This window comes from Pseudomonas tremae (assembly GCF_023278125.1).
GTDB lineage: Bacteria > Pseudomonadota > Gammaproteobacteria > Pseudomonadales > Pseudomonadaceae > Aquipseudomonas > Aquipseudomonas tremae.
This window is the reverse complement of record NZ_CP066270.1, coordinates 3,020,127-3,040,005: the sequence shown is the minus strand read 5'-3', so window position 1 is coordinate 3,040,005 and position 19,879 is coordinate 3,020,127. Positions and strand designations below refer to the sequence as shown.

Here is a 19,879-nt window from a genome sequence, read left to right as displayed (position 1 = left end):
CAGGCTGCTGTGTAGGTTGAGTGCGGCAACGGTATGAAAAGTGATCCTTGGGGCGGAGGGAAATTCAAAGTGATGTGTATCAACCCTGACGGGCGGCGTTGTCAGGTATTTAATCAGATCACCAGCAATAGAGCGGAGCATCGCGAATGCCGGTTGTCTCAACCCTGCACGTGAACGAATCGACGAGGAGGTAAAACGGTGGTAAATGACAGCCAGCAACAATTCCATTCAGTCTGGACGACGCTGCAAAACCTGCGCGAGGAGGTTCGGCAATTGCAGCTCAGTGAGCTGGAGCGTGTCGAACGTTTGCGAGGGGAGCAGACGGTGGACAACCGGGAAGCCATTCAGCAATCGTTCGTCGCTATTGAACAGGCATTCGATGATGTCGAGGCGACTCTCGCTACCATCGGCGAAGCGACCGGAGAGATCGGCAAACTTTGATTCACTGTGCGCCGCTGTTACGTTGCTGCTGATCTGGGGATGTATGCGGCTCGCCGTATCCACGTGTAAATCGCCATCGAGTGGTTTGCTGGATTACAAAACCTGATTATAGCAAGTGTTGTCGCGCACGCGCTTTAATGCCAGCCCATACTCGCTGGCTAGAATGCAGTTTTTGTCATAGTGCAAGTGACGCCGCGTGGAAGCGTGTGCAGTGTATTCATTGGGCTTGTTCTAGTATTTACGTGTTGTGGCGCTGTTTAATGGAAAGTACTAACACTCGGCGAAGTAGAAAAAGAGTGGCAAGTGTATTTTCACAATGTTTCACAGAGCAACCGTGCCTCCCGTAACGCTCCGAACGCCCCGCACGACGGCGCCTGAGCTGTAGACGCCAGATTAAAAAATAATCCGCATTGAAATAAAGCAGAAATAAATGTCACGTTGATATCATTGTTTTCAGTTGATGAAGCTGGTTGTGAAAATGCAAATTCACAACTTTTCACAGCATTCAATAATCGCGCCTGCGTACTATCGGTTCGGCAAAACAGTGAGCACATTGCTGATCGGGATCATTAAGTAATACCGTCCCTGACTTGCTGTTCTGTGATGGCATATTGCTCTGCCTTCCGGCAGTTGAAACTTTCCCCCTAAAAGCAAGGAGAAACAACATGAGTGAGACTCCACCAGTAAGCTCCGGCAACTCGGACGCAGCAATCGAAAAAATGTCCGCCACCTTTGATATGGCTATCGAGAAGTCAGCCAAGATCACTGAAATCTCCACTGCCAAAAAGGCAGAGCTGGACGCTACCAAGCAACGTCCTCAGAACTGATGCTGTGGTGTGGGCAGCGGCGCTGCTGCCCACACCCGCTTCTTGCAGTGTTTGCACGACGTCTTTCGATCGACAGCTTTACCTGGCTCTGACGTGCCGTTTCCGGTAAATCACACGGTGGTGACTCGATCATGACAGCCCTTGTTTCATTGAACGCGACGCCAGACTCGTCTTTGCAAGACAGTGGCGTGGTGTTGCTCGAAATTCTTCACGGCTTGCATCAGGGTGTCGCCCTGACACTCGACAAGCCCGTCTACATCATCGGCAATGCCGCTCCGGCCGATTTGGTGCTGGGCGATGCCGATATTGCCAGCCGGCACGCACGCCTGCGGTTTTCCGATGACATCGTTGCCATTGAGGCGATGGGCAGCGACGTGACTGCCATCGATGCTCATGGCAAAAGTCTGCTTATTCCGAAAGGGCATGGTCAACGCCTGGACCTGCCTGTCGAGTTGAAGCTTGGCAAGAGTCGTTTGCGTTTGCGCAGTACTCGCCCTGCAAGCGCTTCGCCTGTCGCAGCCGGCTCGTTGCAGGCGCTCAAATTGCCCCTGTTGGGCGCACTTTTGCTGCTGGCGACGTGCGCCACTGCATTTGCTTTCCGCGCGCCACCAGCGTCCGCACTGCGCACCACTGACAGCGCAATTCCGGCTTCTGTCAGTGCATCTTCACCTGCGCTGCCTGACGCCAGGGTATGGCTAGAGCAGGCACTGCGTGAAGCCGGGCTTGGCCAGTTGCGCATCCAGGAGCAGGAAGGCCAACTCACAGTGGCGGGCAGCTATCCTGCCGCGCTCAAAAACAGCTGGTTACAGGTCCAGCGCGATTTCGATAGCCGTTTCGGCCAACGCGTGGTGCTGACCCCCAGTGTCAAGGTCAGCGCCGCCGTCGCTACGCCACGTGTGCGTCTGCAGGCCGTCTGGTTCGGGCCTAATCCCTATGTCATCGATGAGCACGGCAAGCGCGTCTATCCTGGCGCGAGGCTGACTGACGACTGGACGCTGGAAAGCATCGAGGGTGATCAGGTGCATCTGGCGCGGGGCCAGGAACGGTTTGCCTTCACCCTATGAAAGTTGATCTGCGGCCTATCACCTCGACGTCCCCGGAGGCCTTGCCAGCGGTCGAACGTGTTGCGCCCGCGCAGCCAAGACAGGGCACGCGATTCGAGGCGTTGCTCGATCAGCGCGAGCGCAAGGTGCGTCGTTCGCTGCGTGGCGAACTGGAGCAGACCGAACAGGCTGCCGGTGTCGCTGCCCCCTTGTTCGGCGCGGCTCGCTCGTTGCAGGTACTGCGTTATCTGCTCGACGAAGTACTCCCTGCACTGGATGCGGAGTCAGATATTCGCGATCTCGCAGAGGACGTCATTCGTGAAGAAATCGAGTTGCGTCTGTTGCTGGAACAGCAGCGCGCCGAGGTGCAGCCATGAGTGCGTATCAGGATCGGGAATGCGTTGAGCTGCTGACCGGGCTCGGCAATCTGTACCGGCGCAGTGGTCAGCCTCAGCGAGCACTGGTCATGTTGTTGATTGCCATACAACTGGCGCCGACCGACACCGCGCTGCTGCACAGTCTCGTGCTGGCGTTCACTGACAGTGGTGATGCCGACAGGGCGCTCACAGCGCTGGACCGTCTGGTCGAGCAGCAAGGCGAAAGCGCGTCGCTGTTGTTGTTACGCAGCCGGGCGCAGTGGAAAGCCGGTCGCAGTGATGATGCGCGACAGTGTTTCAGACGTTATCTGGACGCCCGGAGGGCCGCGCAATGACCCTCATGAACCGCCTCAATCAACTCGCCGAAATAGCGTCGAAGCGCACCGATGTGATCATTGTTGCGTTCATGCTGATGGCCATCGCGATGATGATCATTCCGCTGCCCACCTATCTGGTGGATGCGCTGATTGCCCTCAACATCGCCCTCAGCCTGCTGATACTGATCGTCGCGTTCTACATCAATCACTCGGTGGAATTCTCGGCGTTGCCGCCGCTGATCCTGCTCAGCACGCTATTTCGTCTGTCGCTGTCGATCACTACCACGCGCCTGATCCTGCTGGACGGCAACGCCGGTCATATCGTCAAGGCGTTCGGCGATTTCGTGATTGCCGGCCAGGTTGTGGTGGGGCTGGTGGTGTTTCTGATCATTACGGTGGCGCAGTTCGTGGTCATTACCAAAGGGGCCGAGCGTGTCGCCGAAGTTGCGGCACGGTTTACCCTGGACGCGATGCCCGGCAAACAGATGAGCATCGACAACGATCTGCGCAATGGCGATATCGATCAGGGCGAGGCCAGACGCCGCCGCTCGCGTCTGGAGCGGGAAAGTCAGATGTTCGGTGCGATGGACGGTGCCATGAAGTTCGTCAAGGGCGATGCCATTGCGGGGCTGGTGATTCTGTTCGTCAACCTGCTGGGCGGCATGATGATTGGTATGGTGCAGCGCGGCATGCCATTCGCCGAGGCGGCCCATGCCTATTCGCTGCTGACAGTTGGCGATGGTCTGATCGCACAGATCCCGGCTTTGTTGATTTCGGTAGCCGCCGGCACAGTGGTAACACGCGTCAACAGTGATGGTGAGGAGCGCGATCTGGGCACCGAGATCGTCCGCCAGCTGGGAGCAAGCCACCGTGCCCTCGGGTTGACTGCACTGATTCTGCTCGGCGTTGGCCTGCTGCCCGGCTTTCCCATGCTGGTGTTCGTGGTGCTGGCGGCCATTCTCGGCGGTAGCGCGTTTTTTCTCTGGCGTCGTCAGCACCGGGCCAGCCAGCCTGCCGTTCAGGTCGAGCAGCCCGAGCAGCCGTTGTTGGAAGACCCTGAGCCATCCACAGTCTTCGAGGAGGCCGAACGTCCTCGCGATACGCAGGTGCTGCTGAGCATCGGTGCCGGGCTGGCCGAGGTCGCGCCGTTGCAACCATTACGTCAGCGTATCGAGACCATGTGCCACGACATTCGCGTTGATCTGGGGGTCGAGGTGCCCGTGCCGGAGGTTTATCTGGATCGTGCGCTGGCGGCCGATCGCTTTCAGGTCGAGCTGGAAAGCGTGCCGGTTTGCGAAGGTGAATTCGGCGCTCGCTCGCTATTGTTGCAAGACGATCCGCTGCACGCGCAATTGATGTCCTTAGAGCCGTTCGAGGCCCCGTCTCCGATCAGCTCCCGCCCCGGTCGCTGGGTAGGGCGTGATCATGCAGACAAGTTGCAGGAGGCGGGCATCGGCTTTCTGTTCGCCGACGAAGTGCTGCGCGCCATGCTGGAGCGCACGTTACGGCGCTATGCCGCGGATTTTCTGGGCATTCAGGAAACCCGCGTGATGCTCGAGCAGCTTGAAGGCAAGTACGCAGAGCTGGTCAAAGAGGCGCTGCGCATTCTGCCGCTGCAACGCATCGCCGAAGTCTTGCGACTGCTGGTTGCCGAAGGCGTATCGATACGCAATCGCCGTGGCCTGCTGGAAGCGATGGTGGAGTGGGGCGGCCGCGAGGCCGACGCCGGGCGGCTGACCGAACACCTGCGCGCCGCGCTGGCGCGCCAGATCAGCCATCAATATGCCGATCGCAACCGGGTCATCAGCGCTTTCGTGCTGGCACCTGCTCTTGAAGAGCAACTGCGTACCGCGCTGGGCCGCCAGGACAGACACCGTGACGCGTTGCCCGATGACATCGGCCGGACCGTGCTGGGGCAACTTCGACGTCTGTGCGATGTGCTGCCGGAAGATGATCTGACGGTGTTGCTGGTGCATCCAGAGCTGCGTCGCGGCCTGCGCCGCATCATTGTGCGCGGCGAATTGCAGTTACCGGTGCTGTCCTACCGCGAGCTGGCCAGCGAATACAACCTTCAAGCGGTCGGCACTGTCAGCCTGACCGACATCACTGCGCGCCCGGCCCCCAAGACCAGCGCGGCCACCCCTTTGGCGACTGCCTCATGATGTGTTCAGCTTCCATGATTCGTGTTTTGTTCCTTGCGTTGAGCGCGTTGCTCCTTGCTGGCGGTGCGAACGCCCAGACCATCGCCAAAGGTGCCGAGGGCACCATTGACCTGGCGATAGGCGAGGGCCGGGTTCTGCATTTTTCGGCACCTGTCGATTCGGTCATGGTCGCCGAACCGGGCATTGCCGATCTGCAAGTGGTATCACCGGGTGTGATCTATGTGTTCGGCAAGACCGCCGGACAGACCAGCCTGATTGCACTGGACAGTGAAGGCCGGGAAACCGCCGCGCTGAGTCTTGCCGTGAGCAGCGGTACGGCAGCGGTGACACGTCCGCTCAAGGCGTTGCACCCGCAAAGTCGGGCGCGCATCAGCACCAGCGGCAATCGCGTTATTGCCAGCGGCTCTGTGCAGGATGTCGGTGAAGCGACCGACCTGAACGCCTTGCTGAGCAGCGAAGGCCAGAACTTTCAATCGTCGGTCAACAGCGCCACTTATGCGGGGGCGGCGCAGGTCAACATCCGCGTGCGTTTTGCCGAAGTTTCACGCTCCGAGCTGTTGCGCTATGGGGTGAACTGGAACGCGCTGTTCAATAACGGCACTTTTTCCTTTGGCCTGTTGACCGGAGGCAGCCTGGCTGCCGATGCCGCCAGCGGCGCGTCGAACGTGATCAGCGCCGGGTTCACCTCGGGTAACGTCAATATCGATGCGATGCTTGAAGCATTGCAAAGCAACGGCGTGCTCGAAGTGCTGGCAGAGCCGAATATCACGGCCATGACCGGGCAGACCGCAAGCTTCCTGGCGGGCGGCGAAGTCGCGGTGCCAGTGCCCGTCAACCGTGAAGTGGTCGGTATCGAATACAAGCCCTACGGTGTGTCGCTGCTGTTCAGCCCGACACTGCTGCCCAACGGACGAATTGCCCTGCAAGTACGCCCCGAGGTCAGCAGCCTGATGAGCACCACCACGCTGGACGTCAACGGCTATCAGGTGCCGTCGTTCCGGGTGCGCCGCGCCGATACCCGTGTGGAAGTCGGCAGCGGCCAGACGTTCGCTATTGCCGGCCTGTTCCAGCGCGAAAGCAGCCAGGACATGGACAAGGTTCCGATGCTCGGCGACATGCCGATCCTGGGCAATCTGTTCCGCTCCAAGCGCTTCCAGCGTAACGAGACCGAACTGGTGATTTTGATCACCCCTTACCTGGTCGAGCCGGTCAAGGAGCGTGTTGCAGCAACCCCCCTCGACAAGCAACGTGCAGCCAGTACCGCGTCGGCAGGACCGCGTAGCGGCGGCGCGTTCGGCTTTTACATGAACTGACAGGAGCCGGCCATGAACCTTATTTCAAGCATGCCACGCCTGCCGGTCATCATGACGCTGTGCCTGCTGGCAGGTTGCAAGACGCACCTAGACCCGGTGCGTTATTCGCCGGATTACACAGCCATCACCCGTGCCGACGGTCGCGTGGAACTGGTGCCTGATGCCTGCGTCCAGCCTGCTGCTCAGGATGACATTGGCGTCGGAGAGGACTTCCAGCCATTGCTGCCGCCGGGCTGTGCCAGCAATCTGATTCTGTTGCAGATGGTTGAGCAGCGTTCGGATGTGGTGCAGGGCCGGAGTACCGGGCCGGTCATGGCGGCTCCGGTGGGGCGAGCGGCGCAAGTCTATATCGATGGCTATGACCGCGAGGAGCTGCGCCGCCGTCAGGCAGAACAGCAGGCCAACACTGATACCCGGGAGGCGCGATGATTTCAGCGAGCGTCGACCAGCCCCAATTCGCGCGCCTGTTCGGCACGGTCGGGTATCGCCTTGATGCGTCGCGCTTCGGCGATCAGTTTGCTGCGCTCGGCCTTGGGAATGTCATCGAAGGTCACAGCCTTCAGGTCTTTCTCTTTGCCAGCGAGCACCATCACCAGCAACTGATTGCGCTGGTGGCGAGGTTGCGCCAGCGGCGATTCGCTGACGCTGCCAATGGTATCCAGAGCCTTTTGATTGTTATCGCCCAGCGCATAGGCGAGGGCCAGGTTGCAGCGTGTGTCCAGATCGTTCGGCGCCAGGCGCAGGCTGGTATTGAAGGCGTTCTGTGCCTGAGCGGCCTCACCGCTGAGGATGTAGGCGATGCCCAGACGATTCCACGCCTGCGGTTGCTGCAACGCAGTGGCTGCCTGGTTCAGCACGTTAACGGCACGTTGCAATTTGCCCTGGCGCAGCTGTGCGGTGCCCAGGCCCAACAAGGCTTCTGGGTCATCGGCCTTGAGCTCCAGTGCCCGTTGGTAGGCGCGTTCCGCGCCACGCGTGTCATCGCTGACGAGCAGCGCGGCACCGAGTTTGCGCCAGGCCTCCACGCCGGCTTCGGGCTGCTGCGTGGCGCGCTGGTAGAACGACGCGGCAGTCGTCGAGTCACCGCGTTTTTCCAGGTCGGCAGCCAGTTGCATGAAGCGCTCGTAACTGGCGTCGGCTTTGGGTTGGGTCGCACACGCCGTCAGGGTCAGGCAGCCGAGCAACAACAGCGTTGGGAGGGAGCGAGGAGGCATGGACAAGGCTCTTGTGAAAGGGGACGGGACAAGGCGATTCAGCCGTCGACGGCCTTCGCAGGCGAGCGCCAGTTTATAGCCACAGCGCTGAATTGCGACCGTTTTTTAAACCCTGTTTTTCGCCGCGCCGCTGGTCGTTGCACTCCGCAGCGTCACACCAGGCAAGGAGGGCACCATGATGCTGCTCAAGGCTGACTGGCGCGCCGCGCAACTACTGCTGCTGATGCTGCTGTGCTCGTCAGCCGGCGTGTCGAATGCCGCTGCGGAGCGCGAACCCGAGTGGTTCTCCGAGCCTTATGCCTATGTGCTGGTCGACCAGGATATTCGTGGTGCGCTGACCGAGTTTGCACAGAACCTCGACCTGATCGTGGTGTTTTCCGACAAGGTCCGTGGCAGTGCGCGCGGTACGGTTCGCGGCAAAACGGCCGGGGAGTTTCTTGGCCGTCTGTGTGATGCCAATCAGTTGAGCTGGTATTTCGACGGCAACGTGCTGCACATCGCAGGCGCGGATGAGGTCGGCACGCGGGTTTTCGACCTGCAAGGCGCCCCGCTGCAAGAGTTGCAGGACTATCTGACGCGCCTGGAAGTGTCCGGCCAGCCGATGTCCAGCCGTGTCAGCCCGGATAACGACAGTCTGTTCATCTCCGGGCCGCCAGCCTACCTGGCGCAGATTCAGCAGCATGTGGATCGTCAGCCTGTCGCCGAGGCCGCACCGTTGGTGCGCGAGCGCGGTGTGCGGGTGTTTCGAGGCGGTGTCGTCACTCAAGTCGCCACCGACCGCCAGTAACCTCAGAAAGGAGCACTACCCATGTCCGTCAACTCTGTAGATAGCAACGTCGACGTCAATGTTTCCAGCCAGGAGTCGCGCTTCAACGCCGCCGTCGAGAACGCCGAACAGGCATCCAGCGACAGTGAGTTCAACGAAGCAATGATCACTCAGGCCGTCACCATTGGCGGGCAATTCATCATCATGCCGCGCGCTCAGGAAATGCTGAACGAAGCGCAGTCCGATGACGACTCTGAATAAGGTGCGACCATGACGGTGAATCTAGCTGCGTCACCGGCGGCGGCAACCTTGCCTTCGCCGGGAGGAGGCGCGGGGCCACAGGCTTCGCAGAACCTCTTCGAACACATGGCCGAGACCTCAAAAGGCATGCCGCAAGGCGCCAGCCCGCATCAGATCGGCAGCAACCTGATGGAGCGGCTGGACGGCTTCATCGACCGCTCGCGGCAGTTTTCCGAGCGCGCCGATGCGCTGACCCAGGGCAGCGAACCGCAGGCCGCCAGTCAGCCACCGGTAGCCGCCGCGAGCGATGGCCAGGCGGTTGGCAAGGTCGGCGGGCCGCAAGTCGACCAGATCGTGCAGTCGCTGGGGCGGATGTTCGACTACTCCATCGAAACTCAGATGGTGGTGCGCGGGGCCACGCAGATATCCGGCTCTGCCAACACCCTTCTCAAAGGTCAATGAACCATGCCCAAACGCTGCCGTGTCCTGCGCCTGTTGATCGTGGCCACGCTTGCCAGTCTGTTACAGGCTTGCGACATCAATCTCTACACCAACCTCGGCGAACGTGAAGCCAACGCCATGCTGGCGGTATTGCTGCGCGATGGCATACCTGCGTCACGCAAGGTGCAGGACAACGGCCAGCTCAAGGTGATGGTCGACGAAAAGCGTTTTGCCGAGGCTATGGCGGCGCTGGATGATGCCGGTTTGCCCGGTCAGACTTTTTCCAATATGGGCGAGGTCTTCAAAGGCAACGGCCTGGTGTCTTCGCCGGTACAGGAGCGCGCGCAGATGGTGTATGCGCTCAGCGAGGAATTGTCACATACGGTTTCGCAGATCGACGGCATCCTTTCAGCACGGGTGCATGTCGTGTTGCCTGACAATGATCTGCTCAAGCGGGTGATCTCGCCGTCTTCTGCTTCGGTGCTGGTCCGGTACGATCCGCGCACCGACATTAACGTGCTGATCCCGCAGATCAAGACCCTGGTTGCCAATGGTATTTCCGGGCTCGGCTACGACGGCGTTTCGGTTACCGCCATTAAGGCAGTCGTCCCCGACAAGGCCAGCGCCCAGCCGCAACTCGCCAGCTTCTTCGGGCTATGGATGCTCGAGGATGATGTGCCCGCCGCGCGCTGGCTGTTTGGCAGCCTGCTGCTTATTACATTGGTGCTAGCCGGGTTGCTGAGTCGCCAGTTCTGGCAGCGCCGCCGGGTCGAAGGCACCTATGTGCTGAGTGACGCACCATGAGCGCTGCCTTGATGGAGCATTGGCAGGCGCTGGCCGGGTGTCCTCTGACGTTTGTCAGGGAACGCTGGCTTGCCGAGTGCCTGCAACGCGATGTCAGTGCCTCGGCCTTGGCAAAACTACGAGACTCCCCGCGCTTTGGCGAGCGCTTCGAACATCTGCTGAGCGCGCATTTCAAGCTACAACCATTGGCCCGAATGGCTCCGCCAGCGCAGCAAGATCTGGTTGTCATATTGTTGGCCGACCACCATTTTGCACGCCTGCTGCGTCTGTGTGGCGCGGTCTGGCACGCCGCCACGCTGAGTCGGGAAATTCGTGGTGATGTGGTCAGCGAGTACCGCGAATTATTGGGCGACGATGCTTTTTCGCTGGCGCTCGCCCAGCGCCATCTTGCCGGGGCCGCCAATCTGTTGCGCACGCCGACTGAACTGCTTCAGGCCATCGACCGTGATGGCGCAGCCTGCGTTGCTGTCTGGTTTCAGGCGCTGCCCGTGGATCTGCAGGCCTGGCTGCGCCTGCGCTTCGACGTTTCTGAAGGGCCGCAACAGCCGGACGATGAACGACAGGTGAGCGTGGTACGTACCGTTGCCCGCCTGCTGACCGAGAGTGATGACCATGAGTGAGCTGCCAACCCGACCTGTATCACGCATCGTCCGCGCAGCTGATTCCGCACGTTGGGTTGACGGCTACGCCTTTGTCGAAGCGGCTCACCAAGAGGCCCGGTCTGTTCGCGAAAACAGTGCGCAATGGCTGGAGCAGGCGCGTGCAGAGGGTTTCGAGCGTGCCCGTCAGGAAGGCGCTGAGCAGGTAGCGTCACTGCTGGCGCAGACCAGTGTCGAGGTGGACCGCTACCTTGCCGGGCTGGAAAGTTCGCTGGCTGAACTCGCCTTGGGCATTGCTCGCCAGGTGCTGGGCGAAATGAATGACCGCGAGCGGGTGCTGCGTTGCACCGCGGAGGCACTTTCGGCGTTCCGCCAGGATCAGGCCCTGACGTTGTACGTGCCCCGGACTGAAGTCGAGGGCCTTCGCCAGCGGCTTGCTGACGATGCTCCTCTGGCACTCAAATCGCTGAGCATCGTCGGCGATGACCAGCTTGATACCGGTCAGGCGCGTCTGGGCAGCCCGGCTGGTTCGGTCGAGCTCGGGCTGGAGGCGCAACTGGACAACCTGCGGCGCGCGTTGTTGCCTCTGTCGGAAGGGGATGCTCCTTGAATAAGGCCTTGATGACGCTGCTGCCGGATCTTCATCAGCGTCTGCAACTTGCTCAGCCTAGACCGATGCGTGGCACCTTGCGCAGCATTCGCGGCGTGCTGTTGTGTGCCAGTGTGGCCGGGGTACGGATCGGCGAACTGTGCGTATTGCGCGATCCCGTAAACGGACGAGAGCTGTCGGCCGAGGTCATCGGCTTCGATGAGGACGACGCCATCCTGTCGCCCATCGGCTCCATGGAGGGCCTGTCGACCCGCACCCAGATAATCGCCACGGGTCAGGCACTGGGCGTGCAGGTTGGCGACGCCTTGTTGGGGCGGGTCATCAGCCCGATGGGCGAGTTTCTCGATGGGCCGGCACCGGCCGCTGCCATCGGCTTGCAGCGTTACCCACTGCATGCCGAGCCGCCAGCCCACTTCAGCCGCCAGCGGATCGTCAAGCCGCTGTCGCTTGGGGTGCGCGCCATCGACAGCTTGCTGACCCTTGCACAGGGTCAGCGCATGGGCATTTTCGGCGAGCCGGGCGTCGGCAAGTCTTCGCTGCTGGCCAGCATCGTGCGCAACAGCAATGTTGATGTGATCGTCATCGGCCTGATTGGCGAGCGTGGCCGTGAAGTGCGTGAGCTGCTGGAAGGCCAGCTGGATGCTGCGGCACGCGCGCGCACCGTTGCCGTGGTTGCCACCTCGGATCGGCCCGCTGCCGAGCGGGTGAGGGCGGCGTATGTGGCGACGACCCTTGCTGAATACCATCGCGATCAGGGCCGTAGCGTGCTGCTGTTGATGGACAGCTTGACCCGGTTCGCCCGTGCTCAGCGTGAGATCGGTCTGGCGGTGGGTGAGCCGCCGACCCGGCGCGGTTATCCACCGTCGTTCTTCTCGGCATTGCCGCGCCTGCTGGAGCGCGCTGGTCCGGGGCCGTCAGGCAGCATCACCGCGCTGTACACCGTACTGACTGAGGGCGACGCGAGTATGGACCCGGTGGCAGAAGAAGCCCGCTCGATTCTCGATGGCCACATCGTGCTGAGTGCCGATATGGCGCAGCGTGATCACTTTCCGGCCATCGACGTACTGCGTAGCCGCAGCCGACTGATGGACCACATCGCCACGCCAGACCACCGCCAGCTGGCTTCGCGGATGCGTGAACTGATCGCCCGGCGTCAGCAAATCGAACTGTTGATTCAGGTGGGTGAGTACGCCGCTGGCAGCGACCCGGTGGCTGATGAAGCGATTGCCCGGCATTCGGCTATCGAGGCCTTTCTGCGTCAGCCTGCCGCCGAACACGACAGCCTCGAGCAGACCTTGTCGCAGATGCGCAAGGTGCTCGCATGAGCGCAAACGGTGGTCTGGCAGTTGAAGCAGGGCTGGATATCTTGATTGACCGCATGTACTTCCCCATTCGATGCCAGCAGGCAAGTGTCATGGAAAACGCCTATGAAAACGGCTGATTTGCACAGTCTTCAGGCTTTGCGCGCGTTGCGTGAGCAGCGCGCAGCGACGCGCCTTGCCGTGCAGCGTGAACGTTGTCGCGATGCCAGTAGCGACCTCGACCACGCGCGCGAAACCTTGCGCTTGCACCGTGAAAAGCTCGTCCAGGAAGCCGAGCAGGTATACGGCCGATTCAGCGAAGGGCTGTCGGTCAGCGCCTGGCGGGCTGTACAGGATCGCTTGCAACAGCTGGACGAGGAGCGCGTAGCGCTTCAGGCCGATGCTGACGCGGTGGCCCTGACTCTTAAGACCGAAGAGCAGGCCCGTGCGCAGTTGAAGCAGGCGCACATCGAACAGCAACAGAAAACCAGGGCCTGGGACAGCCTGGTGGAGCAGCGCGTGCGCAGCGATGCACGGCTGGCCGAGCAACGTGACGAAGCCGATCAACCCTCTGTCGCGATACCTGCCGGCGTATCAGGAAACGAAACATGACGGTGTTTGCCCGACCCATCGCCACCGACCAGTCTGACGCTGCCACGCTGAGGGCCCGACTGCCCCGTTTCGACGCTGCACTGCTGAACCCGCACAACCGACTGCACCGACGCCTGGCGCCTTGGCAGATGCTCATCGGCGAGCAATCGGTACAGGTGCTATGGGCCAGTGCTGGCGGCGAATGCCGGCAGTCGGTGCGTGTGGCACTGCTGCTTGGCGAGCATCAGATCGAGTTGAACATCCCGCGTCGGCTGCTTGAGCTCTCGGGGCTGGATTGGCAGCCCGGTGCTGCAATCGATACTCAGGCAGACGCCATGCTGCTCGAACAGGCATGGCTGAGCTGGATCGAGCCGCTGGAGGCGCTGCTGAGCGAGTCTGTGCGGATAGTGCCATGCGCCGCAAGTCAGCCATGCAGGCATCTGATGAAAGTTGCGATCGAAGTACGTCCTGACAACCATTCCGCGCAGGCGCAGGCGCAGGCGCTGAACCTGTATCTGGACGCAGATAGCGCTTCCAGAGTGATCGAACTGCTTGAGCAGCATGCCGCTTGTGCGCACGACCCGCTGGAAGGGTTACGGCTCCCATTGAGTGTCGAAGCCGGGCAGGCCCCGCTGACCTGCACCGAGCTGCGCAGCCTGCTACCAGGCGATGTTGTCATGCTCGACACCCTGCCTGACGCGCAAGTTCTGCTGCGCCTTGGGCATCACTGCCAGACCGTAGCGAGGCGTCAGCGAGACGCGTTGGTCTGGCAAGGCGCGTTACGTCCTGGCAACTCCGGGCTCCCTCCCTATACCTACGACAGGAACGATCTGATGAGTGAACTGAGCACCGATGCCGATCTGGACACCTCGCTGGACGATTTGCCGCTCACCCTGGTCTGCCAGTTGGGCAGCGTGGAGCTGACGCTCGCGCAGTTGCGCGAAATGGCCCCCGGCAGTCTGCTGCCGCTGGCCGGCCTGGCGCATGATGAAGTAGACCTGATGGTTAACGGCCGTCGTGTCGGCCGTGGCGAACTAGTGACTATCGGTGACGGTCTGGGCGTGCGTCTGCTCGGTTTCAGTGGCTCATGAACGGTTACCAGCCAAATCTGATCGAGATCATTCTGGTCGTTGCCACCATCGGATTGATTCCGCTTGCCGTGGTGACCCTGACCGGATTCATGAAGATCTCTGTGGTGCTGTTTCTGATCCGCAACGCGTTGGGCGTGCAGCAGACGCCGCCGAACCTGGTGCTTTACGGTATTGCACTGATTCTCTCGGTCTACGTCACCACACCCCTGATCGGCGACATGTATCGGCAGGTGGAGGGCCGCGACCTGAGCCTGCAAAACGTTCAGCAACTGGAAGAATTGGGCAGTGCCTTGCGCCCGCCGCTGCAGGCGCATCTGTCGAAGTTCGCCAACGAAAGCGAACGCGGCTTTTTCGTGCAGGCCACCGAAACCATCTGGTCCCCCGAGGCCCGTGCCGATCTGCGTGACGACGATCTGGTGGTATTGATCCCGGCGTTTGTCAGCTCAGAACTGACCCGTGCCTTTGAAATCGGGTTTCTGCTGTATATCCCGTTTCTGGTCGTCGACCTGCTGGTGTCCAACGTGTTGATGGCAATGGGCATGTCGATGGTCTCGCCCACGCTGATTTCCATTCCCCTGAAAATCTTCCTGTTCGTGGCCCTCAGCGGCTGGTCACGCCTGATGCACGGGCTGATTCTAAGCTACGGGGGCTGACGCCATGGGCCAGGACGTATTTCTGTCGCTGATGAATCAGGCATTGATGACTGTGCTGCTGCTGTCTGCCCCGGCATTGATCGTGGCGATTGTGGTCGGGTTGAGCGTAGGGTTGTTGCAAGCGCTGACGCAGATTCAGGACCAGACACTGCCGCAGGTGGTCAAGCTGGTCGGCGTCCTGCTGGTGATCGTGTTTGTCGGCCCGTTACTGGCAGGGCAGGTGGCGGAGCTGGGTAATCAGGTGCTGGACAACTTTCCGCTGTGGACTCGTTGAACTGTCATGGGCGCTGATCTGACCAATGCGTTCATCGAAATCGCCTACCCGGTGATCAGCTCTGCATCACTGGCTGCCTCCCGTGCCATGGGCGTGGTGATCATTACGCCGGCTTTCAATCGCCTGGGTCTGACCGGCATGATTCGCGGCTGCGTGGCGGTCGCGATCTCGGTGCCGATGATTCTGCCGGTCTTTTCAGCGTTCACCTCGATGCCCGAGCACAGCGGATTCTTTCTGGCCGGCCTGATGATCAAGGAATTGCTGATCGGGCTGCTGATCGGGCTGTTGTTCGGCATACCGTTCTGGGCCGCAGAAGTGGCAGGCGAGCTGATCGACCTGCAACGCGGTTCCACCATGGAACAACTGGTCAACCCGTTGGGGCAGGGGGAGGCAAGTGTGATGGCGACCTTGCTCACCGTCATGCTGATCACGCTGTTTTTCATGTCCGGGGGCTTCATCCTGATGGTCGATGGTTACTACCACAGCTATCAGTTGTGGCCTGTGACCGAGTTCACGCCGCTGTTCAGCAGCGCGGCCCTGATGTCCATTCTGGCGATTCTCGATCAGGTGATGCGCATAGGTGTATTGATGGTCGCGCCCCTGCTGATTGCGATGTTGATCACTGACCTGATGCTCGCGTACCTGTCGCGCATGGCGCCCAGCCTGCATATTTTCGACCTGTCATTACCGGTCAAGAACCTGTTTTTTTCGGTGTTGATGGTGGTCTATATCGGCTTTCTGATCCCGGTGATGATTGATCAGCTGGCACAGTTCCGTGGCACCGTCGAGGTGCTCAAGGCATTGGCGGTCGAGGGCGACTGATGGGTGAGTCCAGCGAAGAGAAAAGCCAGCCGGCCACGGACAAGAAGCTGCGTGACGCGCGCAAAAAAGGTCAGGTCGCAAAGAGTCAGGATTTGGTTTCCGGCATGGTCATTCTGTTATGCACCCTGTGTATCTCGGTGCTGTTGCCCAAGGCGAGGGCGCAGGTCGAAGCCTTGATCGACCTGGCGGCGCTGATCTATATCGAACCCTTCAACGACGTCTGGCCACGGCTGCTCGATCATGCCGAGCAAATCGTCATCGGCATCACCTTGCCAGTGGTGGCCGTGACGGTCGGGGCGGTGATTCTGACCAATATCGTGACGATGAAAGGTGTCGTGTTCTCGGTGGAACCCGTTCAGCCGGACATCAAGCGGATCAATCCAGCCGAGGGCTTCAAGCGCATCTTTGCCATGCGTAACCTGATCGAGTTTCTCAAGGGGCTGGTCAAGGTGGTGCTGCTGGGGCTGGCGTTCTATGTGGTCGGCCGCCAGGCACTGCAAGCGCTGATGGAGTCTTCGCGCTGTGGTGAGGGGTGTATCGAGTCGACGTTTTATCTGGTCCTCAAACCGCTAGTGTTTACCGTGCTTGCGGCGTTTCTGCTGGTCGGTGCTGTGGATGTACTGATGCAACGCTGGCTGTTTGGCCGGGAAATGAAAATGAGCCACAGCGAGCAGAAGCGCGAACGCAAAGACGTCGATGGCGACCCGATGATCAAACGCGAACGGCAGCGTCAACGGCGCGAAATGCAGGCACTGGCGACCAAGCTAGGGCTGGCACGGGCGTCGCTGATGATCGGCGACGCTGGCGGTTGGGTTGTGGGCGTGCGTTATGTTCGAGGAGAAACGCCGGTGCCGATTGTGGTCTGCCGCGCCGCACAACACGAATCGGCGGTATTGCTGGCCGAGGCTACACCTCTGGGCATCGCCGTGTGGCCAGATGCAGCTCTTGCCGAGTCGATTGCCAAGCGGAGCGTGGCGGGCGACCCGGTCCCGGAAAACACGTTTCAGGCCGTCGCCGACGCACTGGTGGCGCAGCGGCTGATATGACCTGAGCGCTAACCAGCGCACTCAATGCATCGCAGGACTGTAGCGGGCTACAGGCGTACCTGGGGCGATCTTCAGGCGGTTGAGGTCTGTGTTGATACGCCATGCCCAGAAATGCGTGCCGTCCTTGTGCGCTGTTTCCAGGGCCTGATTCAGCATCATGCGCACAGCTTCCAGCGAGTAGTCATGCGGCTGGTCCAGCATCAGCTGAGCCTTGACCCGCATGATCTCCGGCAAATACCAGCGGTCGTGGTTATTCACCGCACCGACATGCAGCTCGTCGAGGATTTCCAGCGCCAGGGGTTCGAGTTTCAGCGCCGCCAGCCCGGTCGCATACTCGGTGTGCAGCATCGCATGCAGGGGTGTTTCGACATGGTTACGCAGTTGCTGCAGCGCTTCTCCGAGCAGCGGTACACCCGTTGCCGGATCACCTTGGCGAATCGCCAGAATACTTTCATAGCAGCACGTCAGCTGCCGCCAGATATGCAACGGCTGCCGTTCGCTGCTCTGTTTGAGAAGCTTCAGGAAGCGCCGCGTCTTGTGCAGCGTACCGGCAATGAGCGTCGCCGGGATCGCACTGATCGCCAGGGTGTACCACAACGTTGCAGGATGACTCAGCGCAACCGCCTGTTCCACATTGGTATCCAGAGCGACCATTGCCTGCCCGGTATTACCGATTAGTAGCTGAACCTGAGCCCGCAGCGACTGCGCGGCAATGCGCTGGTCGAAATGCATGTCGATGATGTGCGATGACCGCGAGCGAGGCGCGCCCAGCGCTTCTTCGATGGCCTGACGTGCGGTTTTCATATCGCCCATGTAGAACGCGCTGGTAGCGCGCATTCGCTTGCCGAGCAACTGACAGTCAGCGATCCGGTAATCCTTGCCCAGTGCCAGAAACTGCTCGGCAACCTGCGTGCCCTGCACGTGCCTGTTGCTGCAGGTATGGTCGTTCCATTTTCCCCACAAGGCCCGCAGGCGGTATTCGGAGTCATCCAGCGCTTCGGCGTCGTCACTGACCAGTTTCCAGACCTCGCGCATTTTCTGCCCCGCGCCGTACGTAAGCATCAGAATACTGCCGGACATGGTCAGTAGTCGCATGCGTTGCCGACGGTCCATCAGCGCCTCTTCAAGTTGCCGCGGCAGGCCCAGGTTGACCCAGTCCTGATATTCACGAACCAGCGACAGGCGCAGCCACAGCGGCGAGCTGTGCAGCGTCAGTTCGACCCCCAGCTGGCGGTCACCCTCGGCTGAGAAAGCCCAGGTCAACGCAGCCCGGATGGTGTCGATTTCTATGCTGTAACGCTGAGTCCATACCTCCTGAGAGAGCTGTTCGAGGTCCTGTCTGGCGTGTTCCAGGAGTGTCAGCGACCATTGTGCGTGAGCCCGGCACAAGCGTGGCACATCATCGTACCGGACAAGTTTTTCGCGTGCGTAAAGGCGTGTGGTCTCAAGCAGCCTGAAGCGTTTGCCCTGGCTGTGATCGAAGGTGCCGAGCAGGGATTTGTCCAGCAGGCTCTCAAGCATCGGCAGCGTCAGGCGTACGTCAGGCAGACCGATATTGACGACCGCCATGACCCCGTCAATGGTGAAAGACCCATTGAATATGCACAGCTGGCGCAGCAAGGCCTGCTCGTCTGCGCTGAGCATGCCGTAGGTCCAGTCCAGCGTGGCGCTCAGCGAGCGCTGGCGCGGCAGGGCAGTGCGCAGCCCGGTCATTTGCAGGCGGAAACTGCCGTCCAGCAGGCCGACCAGATCGTGGATGCCAAAGGTTCTGGCGCGTGCAGCTGCCAGCTCGATTGCCAAGGGATTACCGTCCAGCTTGCGGCAAATGGCAGCCACTGTATGGGCGTCGCTGTCATTGAAGGAAAATTCCGGGTCCTGCTCTCTGGCGCGTGTGACAAAGAGCTGCACCCCGGAATACATCATGGCCTGTTCGGCAGTGAGCGCTTCGTGTTCGTCCGGCACCTGAAGAGGGCCAAGCTCATGTACCCATTCACCGAACGCGCGCAGCGGCTCGCGACTGGTGACCACGATGCAGCAGAGCGGAGCATTGGTCAGCAATGCTTCGACTGCAGCAGCTGTTTCATCGAGCACATGCTCGCAATTATCCAGCACCAGCAACTGCGGGCGGCTGACCAGCGAAGGAGGCATGTCATGCAATGGGTGTTCGCTCTCGGCGCTCAGGCCCAGCGCGAACGCGATTCTTCCCAGTATGGGCTGCGTGCCGTTGACCGGCGTCAGGTCGACGAAGGCAACGCTGAGGCCCGATTGCGCGGCGAGACTGTCAGCCAGCGCCAGCGCCACGGTGGTTTTGCCTACGCCGCCCGGACCGCTCAGGGTCAGCAGACGCCGGGCCAGGGTCAGCGTCGACAATTGTTCGATTAGTTCGCCGCGTCCCAGTACCTTACGATTGACCAGCGGGACGGCAGGCAGCGTGTCCGCTGAAGTCGGTGCTGGCACGGGGCGGATAGCCGGTTGCACACTGACCGGTGCGATGAAGCGATAACCGCGACCTGGCACCGTGACAATGTAGTTCTCCTCGTCATTCAGCGCCCTGCGCAGGGCGACAATCTGCGCGCGCAGGTTGCACTCCTCAACCACCGCCCTGGGCCAGGCCAGCGTCAGCAGTTCGGCTTTTTCCAGAAGCTCGCCTGGTCGAGTGGCAAAGGCTACGAGCAACGCCATCGCGCGGCTGCCCAGCGGCACCGGCTGTGAATCCTTGAGTAGCAAATATTCGCGTGGAAGCAAAGTGAAAGAGCCGAAGTGGATCGCCTCATGGTTGTGTGAAGAATCGCCTGTTTCCTGAGTGGCCACTGCATCCTGGCCGCTTGCTTCGAAATCCATGCTTATACCTGTGTCAGAAGTAATGACTGCGCCGCCGCACCGTGCAGGAGCATGAAGGTCCCGATAGGTATCCGAGTGTTGATGAGTGTTCTGTTTATCTGCCAAG

At 60.7% G+C, this 19,879-nt stretch carries 23 protein-coding genes; 21 read left to right on the top strand and 2 right to left on the bottom strand.

Annotated elements, in window-relative coordinates:
* Positions 1-198 precede the first annotated feature (198 nt).
* The 8 genes from I9H09_RS13785 (at position 199) to I9H09_RS13750 (ending at position 6,909) form a co-directional block, all read left to right on the top strand.
* Positions 199-441, top strand: a complete 243-nt coding sequence (locus tag I9H09_RS13785; RefSeq protein WP_005893088.1) for a hypothetical protein — start codon at positions 199-201, stop codon at positions 439-441.
* Positions 442-1,106: 665 nt separating this feature from the next.
* Positions 1,107-1,268, top strand: coding sequence for a hypothetical protein (locus I9H09_RS13780; protein WP_005893086.1), 162 nt, complete (start codon positions 1,107-1,109; stop codon positions 1,266-1,268).
* A gap of 131 nt (positions 1,269-1,399) precedes the next feature.
* Complete coding sequence (locus I9H09_RS13775) at positions 1,400-2,332, top strand: SctD/MshK family protein (protein ID WP_122346444.1); 933 nt, start codon at positions 1,400-1,402, stop codon at positions 2,330-2,332.
* Positions 2,329-2,688 (top strand): hypothetical protein, encoded by a 360-nt coding sequence (locus I9H09_RS13770; protein ID WP_122312822.1) that lies wholly within the window; start codon positions 2,329-2,331, stop codon positions 2,686-2,688. The genes I9H09_RS13775 and I9H09_RS13770 overlap by 4 nt, the downstream gene beginning before the upstream one ends.
* Positions 2,685-3,023 (top strand): type III secretion apparatus assembly chaperone SctY, encoded by a 339-nt coding sequence (gene sctY, locus I9H09_RS13765; protein ID WP_122346443.1) that lies wholly within the window; start codon positions 2,685-2,687, stop codon positions 3,021-3,023. Before I9H09_RS13770 ends, sctY begins: the two co-directional genes overlap by 4 nt.
* Positions 3,020-5,167, top strand: a complete 2,148-nt coding sequence (gene sctV / locus I9H09_RS13760) for a type III secretion system export apparatus subunit SctV (protein ID WP_122323846.1) — start codon at positions 3,020-3,022, stop codon at positions 5,165-5,167. Before sctY ends, sctV begins: the two co-directional genes overlap by 4 nt.
* 14 nt (positions 5,168-5,181) lie before the next feature.
* Entirely contained in the window at positions 5,182-6,480 is a 1,299-nt protein-coding gene (locus tag I9H09_RS13755; protein ID WP_122323845.1) for a type II and III secretion system protein family protein, read from the top strand.
* A gap of 12 nt (positions 6,481-6,492) precedes the next feature.
* Entirely contained in the window at positions 6,493-6,909 is a 417-nt protein-coding gene (locus tag I9H09_RS13750) for a hypothetical protein (protein ID WP_024670147.1), read from the top strand.
* Positions 6,910-6,911: 2 nt separating this feature from the next.
* Here I9H09_RS13750 and I9H09_RS13745 read toward each other — a convergent pair whose 3' ends face one another.
* On the bottom strand, positions 6,912-7,694 hold the full coding sequence (locus I9H09_RS13745) for a tetratricopeptide repeat protein (RefSeq protein ID WP_122346442.1): 783 nt from the start codon (positions 7,692-7,694) through the stop codon (positions 6,912-6,914).
* Positions 7,695-7,869: 175 nt separating this feature from the next.
* Here I9H09_RS13745 and I9H09_RS13740 point away from each other — a divergent pair, with 175 nt between their 5' ends.
* The 13 genes from I9H09_RS13740 to I9H09_RS13680 all read left to right on the top strand — a co-directional run bounded on the left by I9H09_RS13740 (position 7,870) and on the right by I9H09_RS13680 (position 16,932).
* Positions 7,870-8,481 carry a type III secretion protein gene (locus I9H09_RS13740; protein WP_122346441.1) on the top strand — a complete coding sequence of 204 codons (612 nt, stop codon included), beginning with the start codon at positions 7,870-7,872 and terminating at the stop codon, positions 8,479-8,481.
* A gap of 21 nt (positions 8,482-8,502) precedes the next feature.
* Positions 8,503-8,721, top strand: coding sequence for a hypothetical protein (locus tag I9H09_RS13735; protein WP_005893071.1), 219 nt, complete (start codon positions 8,503-8,505; stop codon positions 8,719-8,721).
* A gap of 9 nt (positions 8,722-8,730) precedes the next feature.
* Positions 8,731-9,162 carry a hypothetical protein gene (locus I9H09_RS13730; protein ID WP_122346440.1) on the top strand — a complete coding sequence of 144 codons (432 nt, stop codon included), beginning with the start codon at positions 8,731-8,733 and terminating at the stop codon, positions 9,160-9,162.
* A 3-nt stretch (positions 9,163-9,165) separates the two neighbouring features.
* On the top strand, positions 9,166-9,945 hold the full coding sequence (sctJ, locus tag I9H09_RS13725) for a type III secretion system inner membrane ring lipoprotein SctJ (RefSeq protein WP_236502428.1): 780 nt from the start codon (positions 9,166-9,168) through the stop codon (positions 9,943-9,945).
* Positions 9,942-10,565, top strand: coding sequence for a type III secretion protein (locus tag I9H09_RS13720; RefSeq protein WP_122366887.1), 624 nt, complete (start codon positions 9,942-9,944; stop codon positions 10,563-10,565). Before sctJ ends, I9H09_RS13720 begins: the two co-directional genes overlap by 4 nt.
* Positions 10,558-11,154 (top strand): FliH/SctL family protein, encoded by a 597-nt coding sequence (locus I9H09_RS13715; RefSeq protein ID WP_122346437.1) that lies wholly within the window; start codon positions 10,558-10,560, stop codon positions 11,152-11,154. Before I9H09_RS13720 ends, I9H09_RS13715 begins: the two co-directional genes overlap by 8 nt.
* A gap of 11 nt (positions 11,155-11,165) precedes the next feature.
* The gene (locus tag I9H09_RS13710; protein WP_413038540.1) at positions 11,166-12,479 is read left to right on the top strand and encodes a FliI/YscN family ATPase; all 1,314 of its coding nucleotides are present in this window, start codon (positions 11,166-11,168) and stop codon (positions 12,477-12,479) included.
* A gap of 102 nt (positions 12,480-12,581) precedes the next feature.
* On the top strand, positions 12,582-13,067 hold the full coding sequence (locus tag I9H09_RS13705) for a hypothetical protein (protein ID WP_122324222.1): 486 nt from the start codon (positions 12,582-12,584) through the stop codon (positions 13,065-13,067).
* Positions 13,064-14,137, top strand: coding sequence for a type III secretion system cytoplasmic ring protein SctQ (sctQ, locus tag I9H09_RS13700; protein WP_236502429.1), 1,074 nt, complete (start codon positions 13,064-13,066; stop codon positions 14,135-14,137). Before I9H09_RS13705 ends, sctQ begins: the two co-directional genes overlap by 4 nt.
* Positions 14,134-14,790 (top strand): type III secretion system export apparatus subunit SctR, encoded by a 657-nt coding sequence (gene sctR, locus I9H09_RS13695; RefSeq protein WP_005893058.1) that lies wholly within the window; start codon positions 14,134-14,136, stop codon positions 14,788-14,790. Before sctQ ends, sctR begins: the two co-directional genes overlap by 4 nt.
* Before the next feature lie 4 nt (positions 14,791-14,794).
* Positions 14,795-15,064 carry a type III secretion system export apparatus subunit SctS gene (sctS, locus tag I9H09_RS13690; protein ID WP_005893057.1) on the top strand — a complete coding sequence of 90 codons (270 nt, stop codon included), beginning with the start codon at positions 14,795-14,797 and terminating at the stop codon, positions 15,062-15,064.
* Positions 15,065-15,070: 6 nt separating this feature from the next.
* Positions 15,071-15,886, top strand: coding sequence for a type III secretion system export apparatus subunit SctT (gene sctT, locus I9H09_RS13685; RefSeq protein ID WP_122312813.1), 816 nt, complete (start codon positions 15,071-15,073; stop codon positions 15,884-15,886).
* Positions 15,886-16,932, top strand: coding sequence for an EscU/YscU/HrcU family type III secretion system export apparatus switch protein (locus tag I9H09_RS13680; RefSeq protein WP_024689993.1), 1,047 nt, complete (start codon positions 15,886-15,888; stop codon positions 16,930-16,932). Before sctT ends, I9H09_RS13680 begins: the two co-directional genes overlap by 1 nt.
* A gap of 21 nt (positions 16,933-16,953) precedes the next feature.
* On the opposite strand, the gene I9H09_RS13675 is transcribed toward I9H09_RS13680, so the two are convergent.
* The gene (locus I9H09_RS13675; RefSeq protein WP_122346435.1) at positions 16,954-19,773 is read right to left on the bottom strand and encodes an ATP-binding protein; all 2,820 of its coding nucleotides are present in this window, start codon (positions 19,771-19,773) and stop codon (positions 16,954-16,956) included.
* Positions 19,774-19,879 lie beyond the last annotated feature (106 nt).